This window comes from Luteimicrobium album, assembly GCF_030161555.1.
GTDB lineage: Bacteria > Actinomycetota > Actinomycetes > Actinomycetales > Cellulomonadaceae > Luteimicrobium > Luteimicrobium album.
In genome coordinates this window covers 4,123,841-4,140,535 of record NZ_BSUK01000001.1, presented here as the reverse complement: position 1 = coordinate 4,140,535, position 16,695 = coordinate 4,123,841, and the positions used below count along the sequence as shown (strand labels likewise).

General features: G+C 71.0%; 30 protein-coding genes. 6 read left to right on the top strand and 24 right to left on the bottom strand.

Annotated elements, in window-relative coordinates:
* Positions 1 to 102: 102 nt before the first annotated feature.
* The 3 genes from QQK45_RS21330 to QQK45_RS21320 all read right to left on the bottom strand — a co-directional run bounded on the left by QQK45_RS21330 (position 103) and on the right by QQK45_RS21320 (position 2,660).
* Positions 103 to 1,440 (bottom strand): PBSX family phage terminase large subunit, encoded by a 1,338-nt coding sequence (locus QQK45_RS21330; RefSeq protein ID WP_284291167.1) that lies wholly within the window; start codon positions 1,438 to 1,440, stop codon positions 103 to 105.
* The gene (locus QQK45_RS21325; RefSeq protein ID WP_284291165.1) at positions 1,427 to 1,930 is read right to left on the bottom strand and encodes a hypothetical protein; all 504 of its coding nucleotides are present in this window, start codon (positions 1,928 to 1,930) and stop codon (positions 1,427 to 1,429) included. Before QQK45_RS21325 ends, QQK45_RS21330 begins: the two co-directional genes overlap by 14 nt.
* A 172-nt stretch (positions 1,931 to 2,102) precedes the next feature.
* On the bottom strand, positions 2,103 to 2,660 hold the full coding sequence (locus QQK45_RS21320; protein ID WP_284291163.1) for a hypothetical protein: 558 nt from the start codon (positions 2,658 to 2,660) through the stop codon (positions 2,103 to 2,105).
* A 675-nt stretch (positions 2,661 to 3,335) separates the two neighbouring features.
* On the opposite strand from QQK45_RS21320, the gene QQK45_RS21315 reads away from it, so the two are divergent.
* Positions 3,336 to 3,986 (top strand): hypothetical protein, encoded by a 651-nt coding sequence (locus tag QQK45_RS21315; RefSeq protein ID WP_284291159.1) that lies wholly within the window; start codon positions 3,336 to 3,338, stop codon positions 3,984 to 3,986.
* A 154-nt stretch (positions 3,987 to 4,140) separates the two neighbouring features.
* On the opposite strand, the gene QQK45_RS21310 is transcribed toward QQK45_RS21315, so the two are convergent.
* The 11 genes from QQK45_RS21310 to QQK45_RS21260 all read right to left on the bottom strand — a co-directional run bounded on the left by QQK45_RS21310 (position 4,141) and on the right by QQK45_RS21260 (position 10,352).
* Positions 4,141 to 4,695, bottom strand: a complete 555-nt coding sequence (locus QQK45_RS21310) for a GNAT family N-acetyltransferase (protein ID WP_284291157.1) — start codon at positions 4,693 to 4,695, stop codon at positions 4,141 to 4,143.
* A 28-nt stretch (positions 4,696 to 4,723) separates the two neighbouring features.
* Positions 4,724 to 4,909 carry a hypothetical protein gene (locus QQK45_RS21305; RefSeq protein ID WP_284291155.1) on the bottom strand — a complete coding sequence of 62 codons (186 nt, stop codon included), beginning with the start codon at positions 4,907 to 4,909 and terminating at the stop codon, positions 4,724 to 4,726.
* Between the two features lie 349 nt (positions 4,910 to 5,258).
* A complete protein-coding gene (locus QQK45_RS21300; protein ID WP_284291153.1) occupies positions 5,259 to 5,549 on the bottom strand; it encodes a hypothetical protein in 291 nt (96 codons plus the stop codon).
* 16 nt (positions 5,550 to 5,565) lie between these two features.
* Entirely contained in the window at positions 5,566 to 6,033 is a 468-nt protein-coding gene (locus QQK45_RS21295; RefSeq protein WP_284291151.1) for a hypothetical protein, read from the bottom strand.
* Complete coding sequence (locus QQK45_RS21290; protein ID WP_284291149.1) at positions 6,030 to 6,233, bottom strand: hypothetical protein; 204 nt, start codon at positions 6,231 to 6,233, stop codon at positions 6,030 to 6,032. Before QQK45_RS21290 ends, QQK45_RS21295 begins: the two co-directional genes overlap by 4 nt.
* 209 nt (positions 6,234 to 6,442) lie before the next feature.
* Positions 6,443 to 7,378: a DNA primase family protein gene (locus QQK45_RS21285; RefSeq protein ID WP_284291147.1), complete on the bottom strand. Its 936-nt coding sequence runs from the start codon at positions 7,376 to 7,378 to the stop codon at positions 6,443 to 6,445.
* Positions 7,375 to 8,100 (bottom strand): hypothetical protein, encoded by a 726-nt coding sequence (locus tag QQK45_RS21280; RefSeq protein ID WP_284291146.1) that lies wholly within the window; start codon positions 8,098 to 8,100, stop codon positions 7,375 to 7,377. The genes QQK45_RS21285 and QQK45_RS21280 overlap by 4 nt, the downstream gene beginning before the upstream one ends.
* A gap of 850 nt (positions 8,101 to 8,950) precedes the next feature.
* On the bottom strand, positions 8,951 to 9,094 hold the full coding sequence (locus QQK45_RS21275; protein ID WP_284291145.1) for a hypothetical protein: 144 nt from the start codon (positions 9,092 to 9,094) through the stop codon (positions 8,951 to 8,953).
* A complete protein-coding gene (locus QQK45_RS21270) occupies positions 9,091 to 9,336 on the bottom strand; it encodes a hypothetical protein (protein WP_284291144.1) in 246 nt (81 codons plus the stop codon). The genes QQK45_RS21275 and QQK45_RS21270 overlap by 4 nt, the downstream gene beginning before the upstream one ends.
* Before the next feature lie 102 nt (positions 9,337 to 9,438).
* Positions 9,439 to 10,074, bottom strand: a complete 636-nt coding sequence (locus QQK45_RS21265; protein WP_284291143.1) for a hypothetical protein — start codon at positions 10,072 to 10,074, stop codon at positions 9,439 to 9,441.
* Positions 10,075 to 10,115: 41 nt separating this feature from the next.
* On the bottom strand, positions 10,116 to 10,352 hold the full coding sequence (locus QQK45_RS21260; RefSeq protein ID WP_284291142.1) for a hypothetical protein: 237 nt from the start codon (positions 10,350 to 10,352) through the stop codon (positions 10,116 to 10,118).
* Positions 10,353 to 10,499: 147 nt separating this feature from the next.
* Between QQK45_RS21260 and QQK45_RS21255 the strand changes: the two genes are divergently transcribed.
* A complete protein-coding gene (locus QQK45_RS21255; protein WP_284291141.1) occupies positions 10,500 to 10,973 on the top strand; it encodes a hypothetical protein in 474 nt (157 codons plus the stop codon).
* On the opposite strand, the gene QQK45_RS21250 is transcribed toward QQK45_RS21255, so the two are convergent.
* The 10 genes from QQK45_RS21250 to QQK45_RS21205 form a co-directional block, all read right to left on the bottom strand.
* Positions 10,945 to 11,142 (bottom strand): hypothetical protein, encoded by a 198-nt coding sequence (locus tag QQK45_RS21250; RefSeq protein ID WP_284291140.1) that lies wholly within the window; start codon positions 11,140 to 11,142, stop codon positions 10,945 to 10,947. The two genes, QQK45_RS21255 and QQK45_RS21250, sit on opposite strands and share 29 nt — an antisense overlap.
* A complete protein-coding gene (locus QQK45_RS21245; RefSeq protein ID WP_284291139.1) occupies positions 11,139 to 11,336 on the bottom strand; it encodes a type 2 periplasmic-binding domain-containing protein in 198 nt (65 codons plus the stop codon). The genes QQK45_RS21250 and QQK45_RS21245 overlap by 4 nt, the downstream gene beginning before the upstream one ends.
* Positions 11,333 to 11,590 carry a hypothetical protein gene (locus QQK45_RS21240; RefSeq protein WP_284291138.1) on the bottom strand — a complete coding sequence of 86 codons (258 nt, stop codon included), beginning with the start codon at positions 11,588 to 11,590 and terminating at the stop codon, positions 11,333 to 11,335. Before QQK45_RS21240 ends, QQK45_RS21245 begins: the two co-directional genes overlap by 4 nt.
* Positions 11,587 to 12,042, bottom strand: coding sequence for a WhiB family transcriptional regulator (locus tag QQK45_RS21235; RefSeq protein ID WP_284291137.1), 456 nt, complete (start codon positions 12,040 to 12,042; stop codon positions 11,587 to 11,589). The genes QQK45_RS21240 and QQK45_RS21235 overlap by 4 nt, the downstream gene beginning before the upstream one ends.
* Complete coding sequence (locus QQK45_RS21230) at positions 12,039 to 12,413, bottom strand: hypothetical protein (protein ID WP_284291136.1); 375 nt, start codon at positions 12,411 to 12,413, stop codon at positions 12,039 to 12,041. The genes QQK45_RS21235 and QQK45_RS21230 overlap by 4 nt, the downstream gene beginning before the upstream one ends.
* A gap of 16 nt (positions 12,414 to 12,429) precedes the next feature.
* Positions 12,430 to 12,642: a hypothetical protein gene (locus QQK45_RS21225; protein WP_284291135.1), complete on the bottom strand. Its 213-nt coding sequence runs from the start codon at positions 12,640 to 12,642 to the stop codon at positions 12,430 to 12,432.
* Positions 12,639 to 13,004: a hypothetical protein gene (locus QQK45_RS21220; protein WP_284291134.1), complete on the bottom strand. Its 366-nt coding sequence runs from the start codon at positions 13,002 to 13,004 to the stop codon at positions 12,639 to 12,641. The genes QQK45_RS21225 and QQK45_RS21220 overlap by 4 nt, the downstream gene beginning before the upstream one ends.
* Positions 13,004 to 13,351, bottom strand: coding sequence for a Kelch repeat-containing protein (locus tag QQK45_RS21215; RefSeq protein ID WP_284291133.1), 348 nt, complete (start codon positions 13,349 to 13,351; stop codon positions 13,004 to 13,006). The genes QQK45_RS21220 and QQK45_RS21215 overlap by 1 nt, the downstream gene beginning before the upstream one ends.
* A gap of 80 nt (positions 13,352 to 13,431) precedes the next feature.
* Complete coding sequence (locus QQK45_RS21210) at positions 13,432 to 13,626, bottom strand: hypothetical protein (protein WP_284291132.1); 195 nt, start codon at positions 13,624 to 13,626, stop codon at positions 13,432 to 13,434.
* Entirely contained in the window at positions 13,623 to 13,889 is a 267-nt protein-coding gene (locus QQK45_RS21205) for a helix-turn-helix transcriptional regulator (protein ID WP_284291131.1), read from the bottom strand. Before QQK45_RS21205 ends, QQK45_RS21210 begins: the two co-directional genes overlap by 4 nt.
* A 215-nt stretch (positions 13,890 to 14,104) precedes the next feature.
* On the opposite strand from QQK45_RS21205, the gene QQK45_RS21200 reads away from it, so the two are divergent.
* The 4 genes from QQK45_RS21200 (at position 14,105) to QQK45_RS21185 (ending at position 16,690) form a co-directional block, all read left to right on the top strand.
* Positions 14,105 to 14,611, top strand: coding sequence for a radical SAM family protein (locus tag QQK45_RS21200; RefSeq protein ID WP_284291130.1), 507 nt, complete (start codon positions 14,105 to 14,107; stop codon positions 14,609 to 14,611).
* A gap of 33 nt (positions 14,612 to 14,644) precedes the next feature.
* Positions 14,645 to 15,619, top strand: coding sequence for a hypothetical protein (locus QQK45_RS21195; protein ID WP_284294872.1), 975 nt, complete (start codon positions 14,645 to 14,647; stop codon positions 15,617 to 15,619).
* Between the two features lie 364 nt (positions 15,620 to 15,983).
* On the top strand, positions 15,984 to 16,229 hold the full coding sequence (locus QQK45_RS21190; RefSeq protein ID WP_284291128.1) for a hypothetical protein: 246 nt from the start codon (positions 15,984 to 15,986) through the stop codon (positions 16,227 to 16,229).
* 8 nt (positions 16,230 to 16,237) lie between these two features.
* Positions 16,238 to 16,690 carry an ImmA/IrrE family metallo-endopeptidase gene (locus QQK45_RS21185; RefSeq protein WP_348525096.1) on the top strand — a complete coding sequence of 151 codons (453 nt, stop codon included), beginning with the start codon at positions 16,238 to 16,240 and terminating at the stop codon, positions 16,688 to 16,690.
* Positions 16,691 to 16,695 lie beyond the last annotated feature (5 nt).

Here is a 16,695-nt window from a genome sequence, read left to right as displayed (position 1 = left end):
TGTATCTGGTCGTGCTTCTCGTCGTGCCGATCGCCTACACCGTGTACATCCGGAGGCGCGACAACCCGGAGCTTCGGAAGCGTCGCCGCGGTCGGTAGCCGGTCAGTCGGTCGTGTCGGCGCCGGGCGCGTCGTCCATCGCGGGTGCGACGGGGACGGCGGAACGCCAGTCGTGGCGGGTCGTGTAGATCGCGTACCGCAGGGCGTCGACCTCGTCGTCGTCGGCCTTCACCGGCGCCGTCTCACCACGCGCGGTGGCCTTGTCGTCCCACACGTACCCGGTGATCCGTTCGATCAGACGAGGGCACGTCGCCGACACGACGAGCTTGTCGACGGCGAGCAGCGACGCGATGAGCTGGATGCCGGGCAGGACGGCTTTGTGGGCGTTGCGGACGCCGGGGACGCCGTCGTGGAACAGCTGGTGCCGGAACGACGCCGCGGCGGAGTCGACGGCGACCCACTCGGGTCGCTGCCACGCGTCGTGCGGCCGGGCGGCGAGCCAAGTGCGCAGCGAGGTGGCGTGCTCGCCGATCGTCGCGTGCCCCGGCGCCCACTCGTCGAGGACGTACAGCCGGTCCCCGGTCGCGCCGTCGCGCGTGTCGGGCCCGACGCCGAGGAGGTAGCCGCGGGTCGCGTGCTGGTCGCCGTAGTCCACGCCGAGCGCGAGCACCCGGTCCATCGTGGGGAGCGCGTCGGGGTCGATGACGTGGCGGGCTGGGTCCCACTGCTCGTAGACGGCGCCGGCGGCCTGGACCCACTCGCCGAGGATGAACCGGCGGTACCAGAGGCCCACGTACTCGCGCTGCACCTGCTCGACGTAAGCGGGGTCGAGGTGCGTGTTGTCGGTGAGGCGGAACCGGTGGACCTGGTAGCCGAGCTCGGCGGCGCGGTCGATGACCTGCCGCTTGAGCCAGTGCGCGGGCCCGTCGGGGTTCGTCGTCGCGAACAGCTGCGCTCCGGGCACGGACATGCGGCCGAGGAGCTGCGTCCAGAACGCCTCGCTGACGAGGGTCGACTCGTCGACGTACGCGCCGGCCACGGTCAGGCCACGCAGCACGGCCTCGGAGCGGGCGTCAGACGCGCCGAGGACGTGAACCGTCCGCCCGAGGATGACGCCAGTCGGTGCGCCCGCGGTGTACGCGACGTGCCGTGCCAGGGTGCCGAACAGGGACGGGTCCTTGAGGGGGCCGAAGACGTTGCGGGCGATGGACTCGCGGGTGCGGCCGACGACGACGAGCTCACCACCGCGCGGGGCCTTCGCGACGAACAGCAGCCAGCGCAGCAGCGACGCGATCGTCTTCCCTGACCGGATGCTCCCAGTCCACTGGACGACGCGGGCGTCCGCGTGGGCGATAGAGCGGATCTGCGCGGGGAGAGCTGCTGGCGGACGGCGGCGACGACGGCCGGCGTCGCGGTCGCGACGGGCGTCATGGTGCACCATCCTGGTCGGCGGCGGCAGTGATCGCGTTCGCGATGCCGTCGAGCATCGACAGGGCGTCGACGATCCCGCCGTCCGCGTCGTGCACGGCGATCTTCAGCGACCGGTCGATCGCGGCCCCGGCGGCCTGGACGAGCTTCAGCTTGTCCGAGGGGATCGGCTCCGGGGCTTCCTTCTCGTCGTAGTCGTGGTCCTTGCCGCCCCAGTCCCAGTACAGGTGCGGCCTCCACAGCTGGGACCGCAGGCGTTCGGCGTCCTCGAGGAGCGCGAGCTCGAGCGCCGCGCGCCGGCCGCGGGCGTCGGTGACGTTCGCGGTCGTCGCGGCGAGGGTCGCGGTGCGGTCGACGAGGATCCCGAGGTGCTGCATGCGGCGCCCGACGGCGGTCTTGGACCGGTCGAGCTCGGCGGCCATGTCGCGGACGGAGTGGCCGGCGGCGGCGAGGTCGCGCAGGTGTTGGTCGTCGGCGGCGGTCCAGGGGCGGGCAGCGGGCATCGCTCGTCACCTGCCTGGGCTGGTCTCACCGCGCCGGGCGGGCTGTTGACGTCGCGCGGACATGGGGCGACCCCCGGAGCTGGTGGGCTCGACGGGGGTCGTGTGGGTGTGTTCGGGCATGCCGAACGCACGCCCAGTATGCGGGCCTGTGGATAAGGGGTCAAGGCGCAGGTCAGTCCGGCGTGTCGTCGCTCGGCACGCCGTGCTCGTCGACGCGCTGCAGCCCGCCGTTCTCGAAGCGGCGCCACCACCGACCGGCCACATCGCGGAACGTCATAACGGCACGAGCGCGCCCGTCAGCTTCGAGCACGCGCTCGGGTGCGACGTAGGCCATGGGGGCGCCAGGTGGGAGGACGGCACAGTGCGTGACCTCGATCCAACGATTCGTGCTGTCGGTGACGAGGCCGACCTCGACGTCGAACACGGTCTGCTCCGAGCCGTTGAAGACGACTGCGGCGTCCACTGACGTCATGAACGTCGAGCCCAGCCGAGGGCCGACCTCGCGTTGCTGGACCTCATGCCAGGCGATGACCCTGAGCGCCTGCGCCTGGCGCGCAGCCGTGTCGCTTGCAATCTGCTCGGCGACGCGGACCTCGCGCGCCCGCTCGCGGTCATCGCGCGTGACCCACCAGCGAACGAGTGCGACGACGCTGGACGCGGCGACGATGACGAGCGCGCCGAACGATCCGATGGACGAGAGCACGTCCCACGTCGTGGTGGTGTCCTGCATGGGCCGGAGCGTACCGGCCGCCGCCCACCTCACGCCGCGGTGGCCGCGCTCCGGTGCGCGAGCACGGCGAGCCACGTCCCCGCGTCCCATCGCAGGGGCTGTCCGTCGTCGTCGCGGCAGGTGCGGCACAAGACATCGGCGGCGTCGCCGGCGTACTGCCATCCGGGCGCGAGGTACAGGCGCCGATTGCAGTCAGGGCACGGCGGGAGCGCCGAGGGTGCGGGCGTCCAGGGCTGCTCGTCGTCGTGGGCTTCGTCGAGGAGCGCGCGGCAGCGACGCGCCCAGGCGGTGAGGTCGTGGGCGGCGTCGCGGACCGGGGCCGGCCGCCGTGCCCTGACGCGATGGCGTGGTCGACGAGCACGGGCAGGCGCCCGATGGCGTCGAGGGTCTGGCGGTCGCCGTCGGGCCGGAACCGCGCCTGCTGGAACAGGAGCAGCGTGAGCGTGGACTCGTGGCGGCGGACGGCCGCGGCGATGTCGAGGGCGAGGTTCGCGGCGGGCCCGTTCCAGGGGATGCGGTGGATGTCGGCGCGCCCGCCGAGCTGCGACTCCGCGACGGTGTTCGAGGCGTGGGGGATGAGGGCGTTGACGCGGCGGAGGAGGCCGTGGGGTGCGGCGGTGAGGGTGCGGGCGGTGGTGTAGAGCTCGTCGACAGCGATCACGGTTCCTCCTGCTCGTGGATTCCATCCTTGACACGTGGCGTTCTCGGATGGAGCGTCTCGGCATGGGGCCGAAGAAGAAGAAGTGCGAGTCCTTCGCGATCTTCGAGAAGAACAACGCGCGAGCAAGCTTTCTGATCCAGGACTTCACGCTGGCTCGGAAGGCTGGGCGGCCGCAGGAGATCGAGCGCGCTCTGCTGCAGGGTGCAGTCGTCTTTTCGATCGGGGCGCTGGACAATTTTGTCCACGAACTGATCCTCGAAATTGTGCCCCGGTTCGGCGGAAACGGTGACGCGCTGCACGAGCCGCTTCGCAACATCGCGAGAGACGACCCGGCCCTCGCGCTCCGTGTTGCGCTGGCACCGACGCCTGAGCGTCGGCGTGAGGAGTTGCAAGCAGCGCTCGATAAGTGGCTGGAATCGAAGTCCTTCCACGGAGTCAGCGCGGTCGTCAACGGGCTGAAGTACTGCGGCGTTGACTTGTCGGAGGTGGGGTTGCCGACGAACTGGCGAGCGCGCGTCGAACACTTCACGGAGATGAGACACAAGATCGTGCATCGAGGGATGAGGCCGAGCCTGACCGTCGAGAACGCAACGGAGTGTGTCGATCTGATGGGTCGGCTCGCCGCCAACATCAACGACGAGGCTGTCAAGAAGTACCACCCGTAACTCGCGGCTTCGACGCAGCCAATGAATCTGCCAACGCGCGAAAACCGTGACATCGCCGCGATGTGAGCGAATCGTGACACCGACCATGGACCCATCGTCCACACTGCAGTCAACACACACGGGACGCCCATGGGACGTCCCGGCGACGACTCTGCTACTGGAAGCTCTGTGCCGCGGGGCGCTTGTAGAAGTAGAACGCGACCTCGTCGGCGCCACGCTCGGGGAACCACCTCTTGCCGAGCAGGTTCGGGAGCGGCTGGCCAGGCTCGGTGATGGTGAAGCCGTGGCGACGGTAGAACTTCTCGAGCTGGTCCGCCTGCAGGTCTGCGGTGACGACGCCGAACCATGCGCGGACGCCTGTGGAGGCGAGGCGAGTCTCGAGGTGGTGCACGAGCGCGCCGCCAATGCCGCGGCCGCGGGCGTTCGGCTCAACCGCCAGTAGGTCGAGTTCGCTGTGCTTGTCCAGCACGTTCGCGTAGGGTCCTCGGCTCCCCAGGATCGCGGAGCCGGCCGCGACTTGTGCACGGCACGAGAGTGCAGCGCCGAGGAGGTGACCGTCTTCGTCGCGGGCCTGAGCGATGACGGGGGCGTAGAGGTAGTCGTGCTCCGGCGCGGGCACGGCGTTGGGTGCGATGCCGTGAATCGCACTCGCGAAGAGCCGCTGGACGGCGGCGCGTTGAACGGTCGTGACTGCCTCGGTGATCTGCACGGCGTCACCGTATCGGTGAAGGTCACGTTCACGCAGCGAGCTCCTCGAGATCGGGCCACTGGCCGCCGTTCATGGCGGCGAGGTGCGTGGCGGGGACGTCGTCGATGGGGTGGCCGAGGTGGCGTGCGCCCATGGCGGCGAGGATGAGGGCGTCGGCTTCGTCGTTGCCGGTGATGTCGACGGTGGGGTGGCGGCGGATGACGGCGGCGAGCACCTGGTCCTTGCCGGCGTTGCCCTTGCCGGTGGCGTACTTCGCGCGGGTGGTGGGCGGGACGACGGCGACGGCGTCGACGTGCTGGACGATGCGGTCGATGACAAGCCACCACAGGCCGGCGCGTTCGGTGGCGTGCGGGGATCGTGCGGCGTAGGCGAGGCCTTCGATGACGACGAGGTCGGCGCCGTCGGTCCAGGAGGCGACGTTCGCGACGATGCGGCGGAGGCGGTTGTGGCGGCCGTGGAGGTCGTCGTGGTCGGGCTTGGTCTGGATGCGGTCGACAGCGGCGTGGCGGCCGGCGATGACGGCGACGCCGGTGGAGGTGAGGAGAGGTCGAGGCCGACGATCTTCACGCGTGCGCCTCCAGTGTCCCGTACCAGGCGGCGTCGTAGCCGAGTCTGCTCAGGATGTCGGCCCGTAGCGTGTCGGTCTCTCCGGGGAAGCTCGCGGAGCCGTCGGCGAAGGTGGTGGCGAGGGCGGCGAGCATGTTCGCGGTGCGCAGCTCGTGGGCGACGGCGAGGCTCGCTTCCGTCTGGGCCTCGGCGAGCAGGTACCGGGCGTGGTCCGGGTCGGCTGTGTAGGCGCGGTCCAGGCGGTCTCCGGCCCGGTCGGCGTGGCTGTTCGAAGGCAGGTTGGGCATGGGGTGCTCCTTGGGGTCAGTACGGCGGTTCGCCGTGCATGGGGTCGGCGGTGCGGGTGGTGCGGAGGCGCAGGGGTGCGCGTGAGAGGGGTGGGCGCCCGCAGACGTGGGCGGCGAGGACGACGACGTGGTCGGCGGGTGCGAGGCGGGCCAGGGGTGGGACGTGGGGTTCGTGGCGGGGTGTGAGCTCGTGGCGGCCGGCGAAGGTCCAGAGCTGCCAGGTGGGGGTGTCGAGGATGACGGCGGCGGCTTCGAGTTGTGGGGTGAGGGGGTGGGGGTCGCAGCGTGCGAGGCCGGCGCAGCGGGGTGCGTCGAGGCCGACGACGGTCCAGCGTGCGCAGCGGGGGCAGGGGCGTGGAAGGGCTCGTCCGGAGGCGAGGGTGGGTGTGGCGCCGTGGGTGGTGGTGAAGGCGGTGACCCAGGCGGGCTCGGAGGTCGCGGCGGCGTCGAGGTCGTCGGGTTCGAGGTCGAACAGGGCAGTCATGCTCGTTTCGCCGCCTCGATGAGGAGTGCGGCGACGTCGCGGTGCAGCTCGTTGCGGCGTACGGCGTTGCTGGGCGGCGTCGCGGCCAGGGTCGCGAGGAGGTACGACCAGGCGTACCCCATGAGCTCCTTGTCGGTGCTGGAGCTCGCGAGGCGGTCGGCCCAGAAAGGGTCAGGCACCGAGGCGGCCGGGTCGTTCATCGGGTTCCTCCGTCGTGGTGGTCGTGACGCGTGATGCGTGGGTTGGGTATGACGGCAACGCACGTACGTACGTGCGGGCGTAGGGCGTCATGTTGGAAAGTCGCGTCATCGCGTCACCACGCGTCATAACTGCAGGTCAGAGCGCGTGACGCGTGCTGTGGGTACGCGTCACGAACAGGCACGCACGCGTCACGATTCGTTGCCATGGGCTACCGCCACCCCTGCTGGTCGAGGCGCTCGTCGAGGGTCGGTGACGCGTCCCGTGACGCGTCGGGGCCGTCGTCCTCGATGTCGTTGAGGCGGATGCCGGCGAGGTATCGGGCCGAGTTCGACCGCTCGGTGCGGATCCCGTACTTCGACCGCAGCGCGACGGTGAACGTCTTCGGGGACATGGGGGTTGCGCCGGCGTCGGTGCACCACCGCTCGTACGCGGTGCGCAGCTGCGCGGACCGCACGCGCAGGTCCTGCCGGTTCGGGTCGCCGGTGACGCAGCAGTCGGTGACGAACCCGGCGACGGTGTCCTGTTCGGTCTCGTACGCCTTCGTGGCTGCGGTGACGGCGTCGGGGGCGGCGAGGCCGCGGGCGAAGTAGTCGGCTGCGCCGCGGATCGCCCACGCGAGGATCGCGGGGCCCTCGTCGGCGATGAGGCGTTCCTCGAGGTCCTTGACGCGGGCGCCCTCGGGGACGGTGTGCACGAAGGGGACCATGACGACGCGCCGCCAGAACGCGAGCCCGCCGACCCGGACCTCCGGTTCGTGGTTGGACAGGACCCACAGGGTGTGGGTGGGCGTGAAGTCGAAGAGGTCCTCGCGCATGAACCGGGCGGAGATCGTGTCCTTGCCGGTCAGGGACTTGATGCGGGCCTCGTCGAACGTCTGGCCCTCGTTGATCTCGGAGGTGACGGTGAGGCGCTGTCCTTGCAGTCGGGCGAGCTCGGTGGGGTGCCCGTGGTTGCGGGTCGCGAGGAGCATCTCGGCGGGCGCTTGGCCGGAGTACCCGTCGGCGCCGAGGCCGACGATGTGCTGCAGGGTCGACATGAACGTCGACTTGCCGTTGGCGCCGGACCCGTGGGCGAAGAAGAAGACCTGGTCGAGGACGGCGCCGACGAGGGACATGCCGACGGCGCGCTGGACGAAGGCGATCATGTCGGGGTCGCCGGCGAACGTGTCGGCGAGGAACCGGTCCCACAGGGGTGGGACGCGTCGAAGTCGGGCGCGACGGTGGTGGTGCGGGTGTGCAGGGCCGCGGGGTCGGGTTGGGACAGTGTCCCGGTGCGCAGGTCGACGATGCCGGCGGGGGTGTTGAGCTCGTAGGGGCGAGCGTCGAGCTCCTTCGCGGCGACGACGATGCGCTGGTCGGATTGGGCGAGTCGCAGGACGTCGGTGACGCCGCGGGCGCTGAGGGCTTTCTTGCGGTAGGTCTCCCAGCCTTCGCCTCCGGGGAGGCGGCGGACGAGGGTGCGGGCGTGTTCGCGGACGAGCTCGCGGTCGTCGACGGACCAGTGGTGGCCGGTCCATGTGAGCCATCGTCCGCGGCCGGTGGCGTAGCGGACGGTGTCGGCGTGGGCGTCGACGAACAGGAGGGCGGTGTTGTCCTGGTCGGGGGTCGCGACGCGGTCGGCGACCTGCTCGGGGGCGGGCTCGTCGACGACGTGGAGCTGCGGGCGCGGCGCGGGCGGGACGGGGAGCGCGCCGTCGGCGGTGGGGGCGATGAGGCCGGCGAGGTCGTCGGCGGTCGGGTGGTCGGGCACGGGGCGCAGAGCGGTGGCGCGCTGCCCGAATCCGGCGGCGGCGAGGGCCTTGGCGGCGGCGGTGTGGTCGCCGCCGTGCTCGAGGACGGCGAGCGCGCCGAGCTTCGTGTACGGCACCTCGGGGGCGAAGTCGGTGGACGAGGTGAAGACGTAGAGGCGGTCGCGGTCGTCGGCGTGCCCGGTGGTCGCGCTGATGCCTTGCCCGCGGTCCTTGCCGGGGCGGAGCCAGTAGCGGGTGCGGCCGCGGGCGGAGACGAGGGTCCAGCCGTGGGGGTGAGGATGTCGGCCCAGTCGGTGCGGTTCTCGTAGTCGTCGCCGGGTGTGACGCCCTGGGTGGGGTCGTGCGGGGCGACGGGCGTCGACGTGGTGGCGTGCTCGGGCTGCTCGTCGAGGGTGCGCAGGATCGCGCAGAACGCGTCGAGCTCCTCGGGGGTGAGGACGGCAGCGTCTGCAGGACCGCCGGCGAGCCGCACCCACGGGCGCCCGGATGCGTGGTGGCGTGACGGGGCGACGACGACCTGGCCGCCTTCGCCGCGGGTCTCGGCGAGGACGAGGCCGTCGGCGGCCCGCGCGAGCTTCTGGTTGCCGAGGACGGGCTGGTGGGAGTCGGTGCGGACGTGGAAGTGGACGCCGCCGGACGGGGAGTGCTCGAGCCACCCGGAGGTGACGCGGGCCCACAGGTCGCCGAGGCCGGTGTCGGTGGCGAGCTGCGCGAGGTCGGGGAGGTGGTGGGCGGCGCGGCCCTCGATCTCGATCATGACGGCGTTGCCGGAGACGTGGCCTTGGACGACGCCGAGGTCGTAGCCGGGGTGGGTGAACCAGGCGCGAACCCGGGAGTCGTCGGGGCGCTGGTCGGTGTACTGCTTCCAGGCGGTGAGGGCGGGGGCCTTGGTGCCGTCGTCGCGGATGGGGATGACGGAGTAGCCGGCGTCCAGCAGCTCGAGGGCGGCGGTGAGGACGTCGTTGGTCACTGGGGCTCCTGGTCGTCTTCGGTGAGGCGGTCGATGCGGTCGTCGTCGAGTTCGTTGTCGGGCGGGTCGGGGTGCTCGGTCTCCCAGAGGTCGTGGGCGCGCCAGAAGGTGGTGTGTGCGGCGGCCGCGAGCGTCGTCATCGCGCGTTCCGGAGGCTCTTCGTCGCGACGGCGATGGCGCCAGCCGACCGGTGCAGGATCGACGCCGCGTTCCGGTTGACGTCGGCCCGCGCCGCGTCGTCGATCGGAAGGAGCCACCACGTCGACGACTCGGGCCCGGCAGACCACACCGACCAGCGACCGCGAAGACCGTCGACGGCGAGCACGTTGCCGGGTCGGACGTCGCCGGAGCGGAACGGCTGGGGGAGCTTGGTGTCGGTCATGTCGTCCTCCCGGGACGTCGAAGGTGTTGGAGGTGCTGGTGGTCCCCGCGCCCCGGATCGAACGGGCTGGGGCGCGCCGGTTGCGCGCGCGGGGTGCCGCGGTCAGGCGGCGGTGCGCAGGAGCGCGATGACGGACGCGTCGAGGCCGGTGGCGCCGGCGATCGTGGCGTCGTCGAGGCCGAGCGCGACGAGCTGCCGCGCCTTCTCCCCGGCGTCGGAGCCCGACGGCGCGGGGGCGGGCGGCGCTGCCTGGACCGGCGTCGTCGTCGGGGCCGGGGTGGTGCCGAGGAAGTCGCCCGACTGGGCCGCCTTGTCCGGGGCGGCGTACTGGGCCTCCCAGAGCTTGCGGTCGGAGTACCCGCGGGTCTTCGACGGCTCCGTCCCGACGAACGAGACGGTGAGGGTGCCCCCGACCTCGAGGCCCTTGGCGCCGGACTTCTGCACGGCGGCGCGGACGGCGTCGTGCACGGACTTCGACCCGGGCGCCTTGGAGCCCTTGACGTAGACGGCGCGCACGCCGTCGTCCTCGGGGTCGTCGCGCAGGTCGGTGGCGAGGGTGACGACGAGCTGCATGCGCGGGTCGCCGTTGTCCCAGGTGAGGAGGTTCCCGTCGAGGTCGGTCTGCTGGCGGACCTCGACGGACTGGACCTTGCCGGTCACGGTGTAGCCGACGGCGTCGTCGCGCCCGAAGGCGGACTTCGAGCCGGACCCCATGAGGAAGTCGTTGGTGTCGGTCATGGTGGTGCTCCTTGTGGTGTCGGTACTGCGGTGGGTTGGGGTCACCCGAGGAGGTCGGCGAACGCCTTCTCGGGAGCGTGGTGGCCGGGCGGGTTGAGCCCGGCGCCGTCGGGGAAGCGCGCGCAGTCGTAGCAGTGCCGCGCCCTGGGGAGGCTGGTGATCCACGCGTCGCGCTGCTCGACGCCCAGGGCGTCCTCGAGGGCGCGGAGGTTGTCGTGGAGGCGGTTGGCGCGGTCGAGGGCGGCGACGGCGCGGGCGCGGTCGTGGGGGCGTGCCACCAGATCGCGTCGTCGAGTCCGCGCACGCTGTTGCGGGGCAGGTAGACGATCGAGACGTGCTCGACGCGGATCCCGGCGTCGTTCCACCCCTTCGCGTAGAGGTCGGCCTGGACCCGGTAGACGGGCGAGGGTCCGACCTTGGCGGCGGTGAGGGTGGACGCGCCGACGAGCTTCCAGTCGATGGTCAGGCCGGCGGCGACGTCGAGAGCGTCGGTGGATCCCCAGATCTCCTGGCCGCCGATGTGGCCGACCATCGTCTTCTCCTCGACGAGGTACCGGCCCGGCCGCTGGTTGAGCCAGGCGTTCATCTCGCGGTCGAGGAGGACGCGCTCGAGGTTCTCGTGCATCGCGGTCCCGACGTACGGGAGCCACGCTGTGCTCGGGAGCTGCTCCCACTGCGCGAGCTTCGCGGCGAGGCAGTGGTCGCAGTCGGTGCCGATCTCCGAGGGCCCGATGATCTTCTGGTGGTTCCGCGGCTTGTTGGCGATCGCGTCCTCGACGAGCGTGCGCAGCTCGCGCAACGCGACGTCGGGGGCGGTGCCGGTGTGCAGGTACGCGTCGCGGTACTCGGTCGCGAGCGCGGACATGGCCGTCATGACTCGCCCCGCGTCAGCTCGATGACCAGCTGGGCGTACTCGGCGGCCGCGTGGGCGTTGTTCTGCGCGGCGATGCCGGCGAGGTGAGCGAGCGCTCGGCGCGTCTCGGCGCCACGTGCGGCGATCACGCGAGCACGCGTCTCGGCGTTCATCTCCCGGAGCTGCCCGACGCTGATCGGGGGCAGTGTGCTCATCGGTACGTGTCCTTCCTGGCGTCGTTGCGGGACAGCTGGGCCGCGATGTCGCGGCGCTTGTGGCGTTCGAGGTAGCGGTGCACCTGGCGGGGGAGCCACCCGAGGTCTGCGGCGACGGCGAGCGTCGTCGCACCGTCCGCGGCGGCGGCTTCGATGCGGGCGAGGCGGTGCCGGGCCCGCAGGACGGCCGTCACGGGACGACCCGGTCGTCGGACCAGGCGTAGGCGCGCATGCTCTTGTCCTGGTGCGGGCCGTCGTGCCCGGGCCGCCGGTCGCAGACCGCGATGTGGTAGATCGGGTGGCCGGCCTGCGTCAGGTACGCGATCGAGTCCGTGATGCGCTCGGCCCCGCACTGCACGGCGCCGCGGGCGCGAGCGCCGGCGCGGATCGTGGGAAGGCCCGCCTGCGACGACGGCGGGTGCACGGTGGGCTGCTCGTCGCCGGTCATGCTGCGACCGCCACGACGTGGACGCGCTCCGGCTTGGCGTTGCGCTTCACGCCGCCCCACACCCCGTACTGCTCCCGTGCGGCCTCCGCGCGCTCGGCGCACAGGGCCTTGACCGGGCACACCGCGCAGAACGCTGCCGCGCGGGCGACGTCCGACGGCGCCTCGGAGAACCACAGATCGGGGTCGAGGGACCTGCACACCGCCGACTCGACCCAGTCGCCGGCCAGGGCGCGGCGCGCCGCGACGTGCGGCTCGACGACCTTCGTCGCGATCGTCTTCGGCATGACGGGGATGACACCGCCGCCGGCGAGCTCGCGGCTGTAGCAGGCGCCGCACTTCCCGTGACCGGCGAGCTGCTTGGACCCGGCGGGCCACTCGTCGCGCGGCAGACCGCGGACGCGGAGCGGGACGCCGCACTCGGCGCAGGTCGTGGGCGCTGCGACGGCGGTCATCGGACCGTCACCGTGCGCGCGCCCGCGACCTGGAAGGGGCGCAGCTGGGCGGGGGACATGTGCTCCTTGACCGCGGCCGTGTCGATCGCGGCCCGGTAGAGCACCGGGTGCTGCGCCGGCCCGAACGCCTCGGCGAGCTTCTTCGTGTCCAGGCGCGCCGGGACGGTCACGATGACTTTGAGCTGCCCGGCCTGCGTCGTCCCGTCCGGGAGGAGCGCGCGGAGCTGGGTGTCGATCGCGGCGATCTCCTCGTCGATCGAGGTCTTCTCGTCGCGGAGCTTGGCCTTCCGGATCGCGAGCTGTTCGACGACGACGAGCTGGTCGTCGGTGAGGCCGTCCGACGTCGGGGTGGCGATGTCGTTGGTGGTCATGGTTGTGGGTCTCCGTTCAGGCGGCGAGGGCGTGGGTGGACAGCGGCTCGAAGGTGCGGAGCCGGGCGGCGAGGTCGTACCGGCCGAGGCGGTGCAGGGTCTTCTCGAGCGAGTTCGCGGAGCAGTACCCGAGGCGCTTCGCGGCGGCGGTGAGGCCGACGCCCCAGGACGCGAGGAACTCGGCGTCCTCGATGACGGCGGCGGCGCGCGGGGGACGGGCGGTCTTCATCGGGGCCTCCGGGTGTTGACGACGTGCAGGCGGACGAGGAGGCCGAAGCCCGCGGCGGCGAGCCCGACGGCCGTGAAGTGCGCGGCGGACAGGTTCCGCGCCGACAGGGCGAGGACGAGGCCGGCGGCGATGAGGCCGAACGCGGCGGCGGCGACGATCGCGACGCCGAGCGGGTTCGGGCCCGACGCGGGGCGGCGGGCGTGCCGGGGCGGACCGTCGGCCTGCTGGACGCGGGCGACGGCGGCGGCGGTCTGCTCGGCGAGGTGCGCGTCGAGGCGGTGGGCGCGGGCGGCGCGGAGGTCGAGGACCTCGGCAGGCGCGCGGTCGGCCGCGTGGGAGCTGAACTGCCAGCGCCCGCCCATCAGGCGGCCTGCTCGGTGAGCTCGTAGTCGATCGGCGCGTCGACCTCGGACGGGTCGGTGACGGCGAACCCGAAGTCGGTGCGGTCGAGGCGGTACCAGGTGTTGGTCTCGGGGTCCCACCACTCGCCGGTGATGGCGTTCGCGCCGGCGCGTCGCGCGCGGTCGGGGATGCTCAGCGTCGAGGTGACGGTGACGACGGTGTGCTTGGGGGAACCGCGGTGACGGCCTGGGACGGGCGGGCAGGTTTCGCCGTTGCGGGCGGCGAGCTTCGCGCGCTCTTCCTGGAACTGCAGCTTGCCGGTGAGGGGCCCGGGCTTCGCGTGTCGGGGGAGGTGCTGGGTGTTCATGGGACGATGTCTCCTGTTCGATCGATGAAGCCCGGTGTCTCGTGGTAGGGGTGCCGGGCTTCGTTGTGTTCTGCTTGGGTTCAGGCCGCGTCGGGTGCGGTCTGGGTCTGCTGGCCGCGCTGGGCGGCAATGAGCTGCTCGAGCTCTTCGATGGACGGCCCGCCGGCGACGTGGGCGCGGCGCGCAGCCTCCGCGACCGGCAGGGAGTCGCGGACACGCCGTCCCTCCGCGATGCACGCACCCGCCTTCGCGATCGCTTCGTCACGCGTCGTCACACCGCCACCTGACGAACGGAGCCGGCCGCGTTTGTCACTCGATGCGCGCGAGATCCGACATGGGCCTCGAAGAGGTCCTCCACGTCGCGGTCGAGGTACTTCGCAATCGTGCTGCCGAGATCTTGCGAGCAGCCGCGCATGGCGCCTGTCTCTAGGGCCGAGATTGCCGCCTGCGTGCAGCGCGCGAGCGCCGCGAGGTCGTACTGGGTGTATCCGGCTCGGAGCCTTGCGCGACGGATCGCACCGGGGTCCTTGACTCGCATCCACACCTCCCTGAGGAATCTGACTTTCGGTCGTCGGGTGACCATCGTGCCTCCGTTTGTCCCGGGTGACAAGTGGAGCCTGCCGCGCTTGTCACGCACTTGTCAAGAGGTGCGCACGAACTTGCAGGTCAGGCCGTAAGGTGGCGCTGTCACTTGTGTGTTCCCCTAGGGCCGAAGGTGGCATCAGCGAGAACAGCGCCGACAGGATCGGGACCGTGACCAAGAATCCACTCACGCTGAGGGACGTTGCGCTCAGGGCATCGGAGCGAGCTGGAGGGCTGCAAGGGCGAGCGCTCGATCGCGAAGCCAAACGGCGCGGCCTCACACTCTCGTACACGACGGTCGACAAGATCATCGCGGGCACCTACACCTCTCGGCCTACGCGCCGCACCCTCGAAGCGCTCGCCGAGCTTTCCGGCGTTCCGCTCGTCGAGGTCCTGCTGGCTGCCCGTGAACCGCTTCCGGTGCAGCCGCTCGCCGAACTCCTGCCGCCTGACGCGGATCTGCTCTCCGCCGACCAGCGTCGCGTGGTCGTTGACATCGTGCGGCAGTTCGCGCGGTCCAATCGTGAGCTCGACGAGGCGCGCCGCGATGCAGAGTCCTCCGCCGCGCTCGCCCCCGACGCGCTTGCGCTAGCGGCTCGCCCCGGAGTGCCGGCCGCCGCGCCTGACGCGACATCGGGGGAGGAGTCGCAGGACTCAGGCTCGGATGAGCCGTCGTGAGCGACAGCTCCAGGCGATAGATAGGGGTAGCAGGTGTTCGGAGCACGAGTCTTCGAGTTCTGGGTGACGCGGGGACCATCGAAGCGCACGCGCCTCGATCTCGGCGAGCCGTGGGGGAGCGCCAGTGCCTCTGCGGAAGACCTTCTGGTGGCGTGCGGCGAGTCGCTGATGACGCGCGGGCTGGTCTCCGGGGTGCCGGATCTTCGCCGACCTGCCGAGTGGGAGGAGGACCCGCACCCTCCACGCGAGACTCCCCAACTGCGCTGTGACGACGTCCGCGCCGTTGGCCCGGGGCAGACGCTCTACAAGCTGAAGCACGGCTACCACGGCGAGTTCGACGAAGCGCTAGGCCGCGACGGCGCGGTCGACATCTCGCAGCGTGCCCCAGTCCACGAATACCGAGCCCTGCTGTTTGTCCCTGAGTCAGGACCCGAAGGGCGTCTCGTGGTTGAAACGATCGCGAGGACATGCCCCATCACGATGTTGGTTCGATGGTTGGGCTACGAAGGCTTTCGGCTCGATGCTGACAGGTGGCTGCGTCCCAAGGTCAACCAGGTTGCGGATCGTCGCCGGATCATGGAGCTCATCCGGAACGCCGAGAAGGTCACCGCAGAACTGCGGCAGTACCGGCCCAGCGAACCGGGGCGTCGAAGGTCTGTCGCCACCAAGCTGACGCACCACGTCGACGCGGACTACGAGCGTGAGGGTCTCCTTCGCGAGGCCCTCCGATGGGCGGAGGGTGGCGGTGACTCCGAGTACGTCGTCAGGATCGAATCTATCGCCGGCTACAGCCCAGAGGCTCTCGATGAGACTGGCCTCCGGTTCGACGATGCCGCTCTGGTTGTCGAGAATGACGAGGGCCGCAAGACGATCCGGCCCGATTCGATCCGCGCACTGTTCACGTACGAGTTCAGCGCGGATCTACCGCTCGACGACGACTCCTGGATCGCAAGTGCGCGCTCCCTCCTCAGTGGGACACTGTCAGAGGGCACCGATATAACCATCTGAACCAGGGAGCCGATCTGAGGAGCGTGACGCGATGCCTATGGGTCCGGCCGAGCTCTTCTTGCGACACTGGGAGGGACTGGCCGATCTCAGGAACCACCGGGGCGGAGCACCCGACTGGTGGTCCCGTGGGTTCCTCTACGGCATCCCGGTCGCACTGGCCGCAGTAGCGTTCTGGCGCCATTGGTCCGTAGCGACAGTTGCCGATGCCCTGATCGGGGGCTTCGCCCTCCTTGGCGGGGTCCTCATAGCGGTCTTCGCTCAGATTGCGGCCTGGAGAAGCCGCCTCGACGAACGGGCTGGCCGGCGCCCCGCGTCAGAGGCTCCAGCTCGGAGATCCGTCGACGCAGCGGCCGCTCACGCTCTCGTGGGTGTCATCGCTTGCTGCGCTGCGACCGCGGTCGCCGTCTTCGTCAAGGCTGGATTGGCGCCGACGCGCCTTTGGAACAGCCTCGCTGTCGGACTCGGCGCTTACGTGCTCCTCCTGGTTGTCCTCATCGTCAACACGGTCTTCGAGGGGTACGAAGCGAACGTGGATCCGGCGGTTCGTGAAGCTGATGACGAACTGCAGCGCCGCGAACCTCCGGAGCTAACGGTGCGCCACACCGCCTAGATTCGAACATGCGTTCGACAGTGGCCTCGGGCGGCGGTACGTTCACCTCGATGTTCCATCCCTGGCGTGCACTCGCGAACCGGCCCCACATCCGACTCCACTGGGCCGTCCTACCTGGACTCCTCGGCTTCACAGACGGCCGCACCATGATCGTTCTGCACCCGCACCAGACCCAGGTGCAGCGCCGCTGCACCCTCGCGCACGAGCTCGCACACGTCGACCTCGGCCACACGGACGGATGCCGGCGCCGTGACGAACAGGCAGCACGTGCGCTGGCCGCCCGGCGGCTCATCGACCTCGACGACCTCCTCGCCGCATGGAAGTGGGCGACGTCCGAGGCTGAGCTGGCTGACGAGCTGTGGGTCGACGTCGACACGCTCCGCGCCAGGATCGAACACCTCACCGACGACGAGAAGGGTCGCGTCGCCGCGATGATCCTCAACCAAGACGACCCCGCATGACGCGC

Excerpts from the sequence above, each read along its gene's own strand:
- QQK45_RS21220 (WP_284291134.1), bottom strand. The coding sequence starts at position 13,004 with ATGGGCGGGCGCTGGCAGTTCAGCTCCCACGCGGCCGACCGCGCGCCT.
- QQK45_RS21330 (WP_284291167.1), bottom strand. The coding sequence starts at position 1,440 with ATGGTGCACCATGACGCCCGTCGCGACCGCGACGCCGGCCGTCGTCGC.
- QQK45_RS21325 (WP_284291165.1), bottom strand. The coding sequence starts at position 1,930 with ATGCCCGCTGCCCGCCCCTGGACCGCCGCCGACGACCAACACCTGCGC.
- QQK45_RS21205 (WP_284291131.1), bottom strand. The coding sequence starts at position 13,889 with ATGCGAGTCAAGGACCCCGGTGCGATCCGTCGCGCAAGGCTCCGAGCC.
- QQK45_RS21300 (WP_284291153.1), bottom strand. The coding sequence starts at position 5,549 with ATGCCCAACCTGCCTTCGAACAGCCACGCCGACCGGGCCGGAGACCGC.
- QQK45_RS21275 (WP_284291145.1), bottom strand. The coding sequence starts at position 9,094 with ATGACGACGCTCGCGGCCGCCGCACACACCACCTTCTGGCGCGCCCAC.
- QQK45_RS21230 (WP_284291136.1), bottom strand. The coding sequence starts at position 12,413 with ATGACCACCAACGACATCGCCACCCCGACGTCGGACGGCCTCACCGAC.
- QQK45_RS21225 (WP_284291135.1), bottom strand. The coding sequence starts at position 12,642 with ATGAAGACCGCCCGTCCCCCGCGCGCCGCCGCCGTCATCGAGGACGCC.
- QQK45_RS21285 (WP_284291147.1), bottom strand. The coding sequence starts at position 7,378 with ATGATCGCCTTCGTCCAGCGCGCCGTCGGCATGTCCCTCGTCGGCGCC.
- QQK45_RS21270 (WP_284291144.1), bottom strand. The coding sequence starts at position 9,336 with ATGACCGACACCAAGCTCCCCCAGCCGTTCCGCTCCGGCGACGTCCGA.
- QQK45_RS21215 (WP_284291133.1), bottom strand. The coding sequence starts at position 13,351 with ATGAACACCCAGCACCTCCCCCGACACGCGAAGCCCGGGCCCCTCACC.
- QQK45_RS21295 (WP_284291151.1), bottom strand. The coding sequence starts at position 6,033 with ATGACTGCCCTGTTCGACCTCGAACCCGACGACCTCGACGCCGCCGCG.
- QQK45_RS21240 (WP_284291138.1), bottom strand. The coding sequence starts at position 11,590 with ATGACCGGCGACGAGCAGCCCACCGTGCACCCGCCGTCGTCGCAGGCG.
- QQK45_RS21320 (WP_284291163.1), bottom strand. The coding sequence starts at position 2,660 with ATGCAGGACACCACCACGACGTGGGACGTGCTCTCGTCCATCGGATCG.
- QQK45_RS21185 (WP_348525096.1), top strand. The coding sequence starts at position 16,238 with ATGCGTTCGACAGTGGCCTCGGGCGGCGGTACGTTCACCTCGATGTTC.
- QQK45_RS21265 (WP_284291143.1), bottom strand. The coding sequence starts at position 10,074 with ATGACCGACACCAACGACTTCCTCATGGGGTCCGGCTCGAAGTCCGCC.
- QQK45_RS21290 (WP_284291149.1), bottom strand. The coding sequence starts at position 6,233 with ATGAACGACCCGGCCGCCTCGGTGCCTGACCCTTTCTGGGCCGACCGC.
- QQK45_RS21250 (WP_284291140.1), bottom strand. The coding sequence starts at position 11,142 with ATGAGCACACTGCCCCCGATCAGCGTCGGGCAGCTCCGGGAGATGAAC.
- QQK45_RS21235 (WP_284291137.1), bottom strand. The coding sequence starts at position 12,042 with ATGACCGCCGTCGCAGCGCCCACGACCTGCGCCGAGTGCGGCGTCCCG.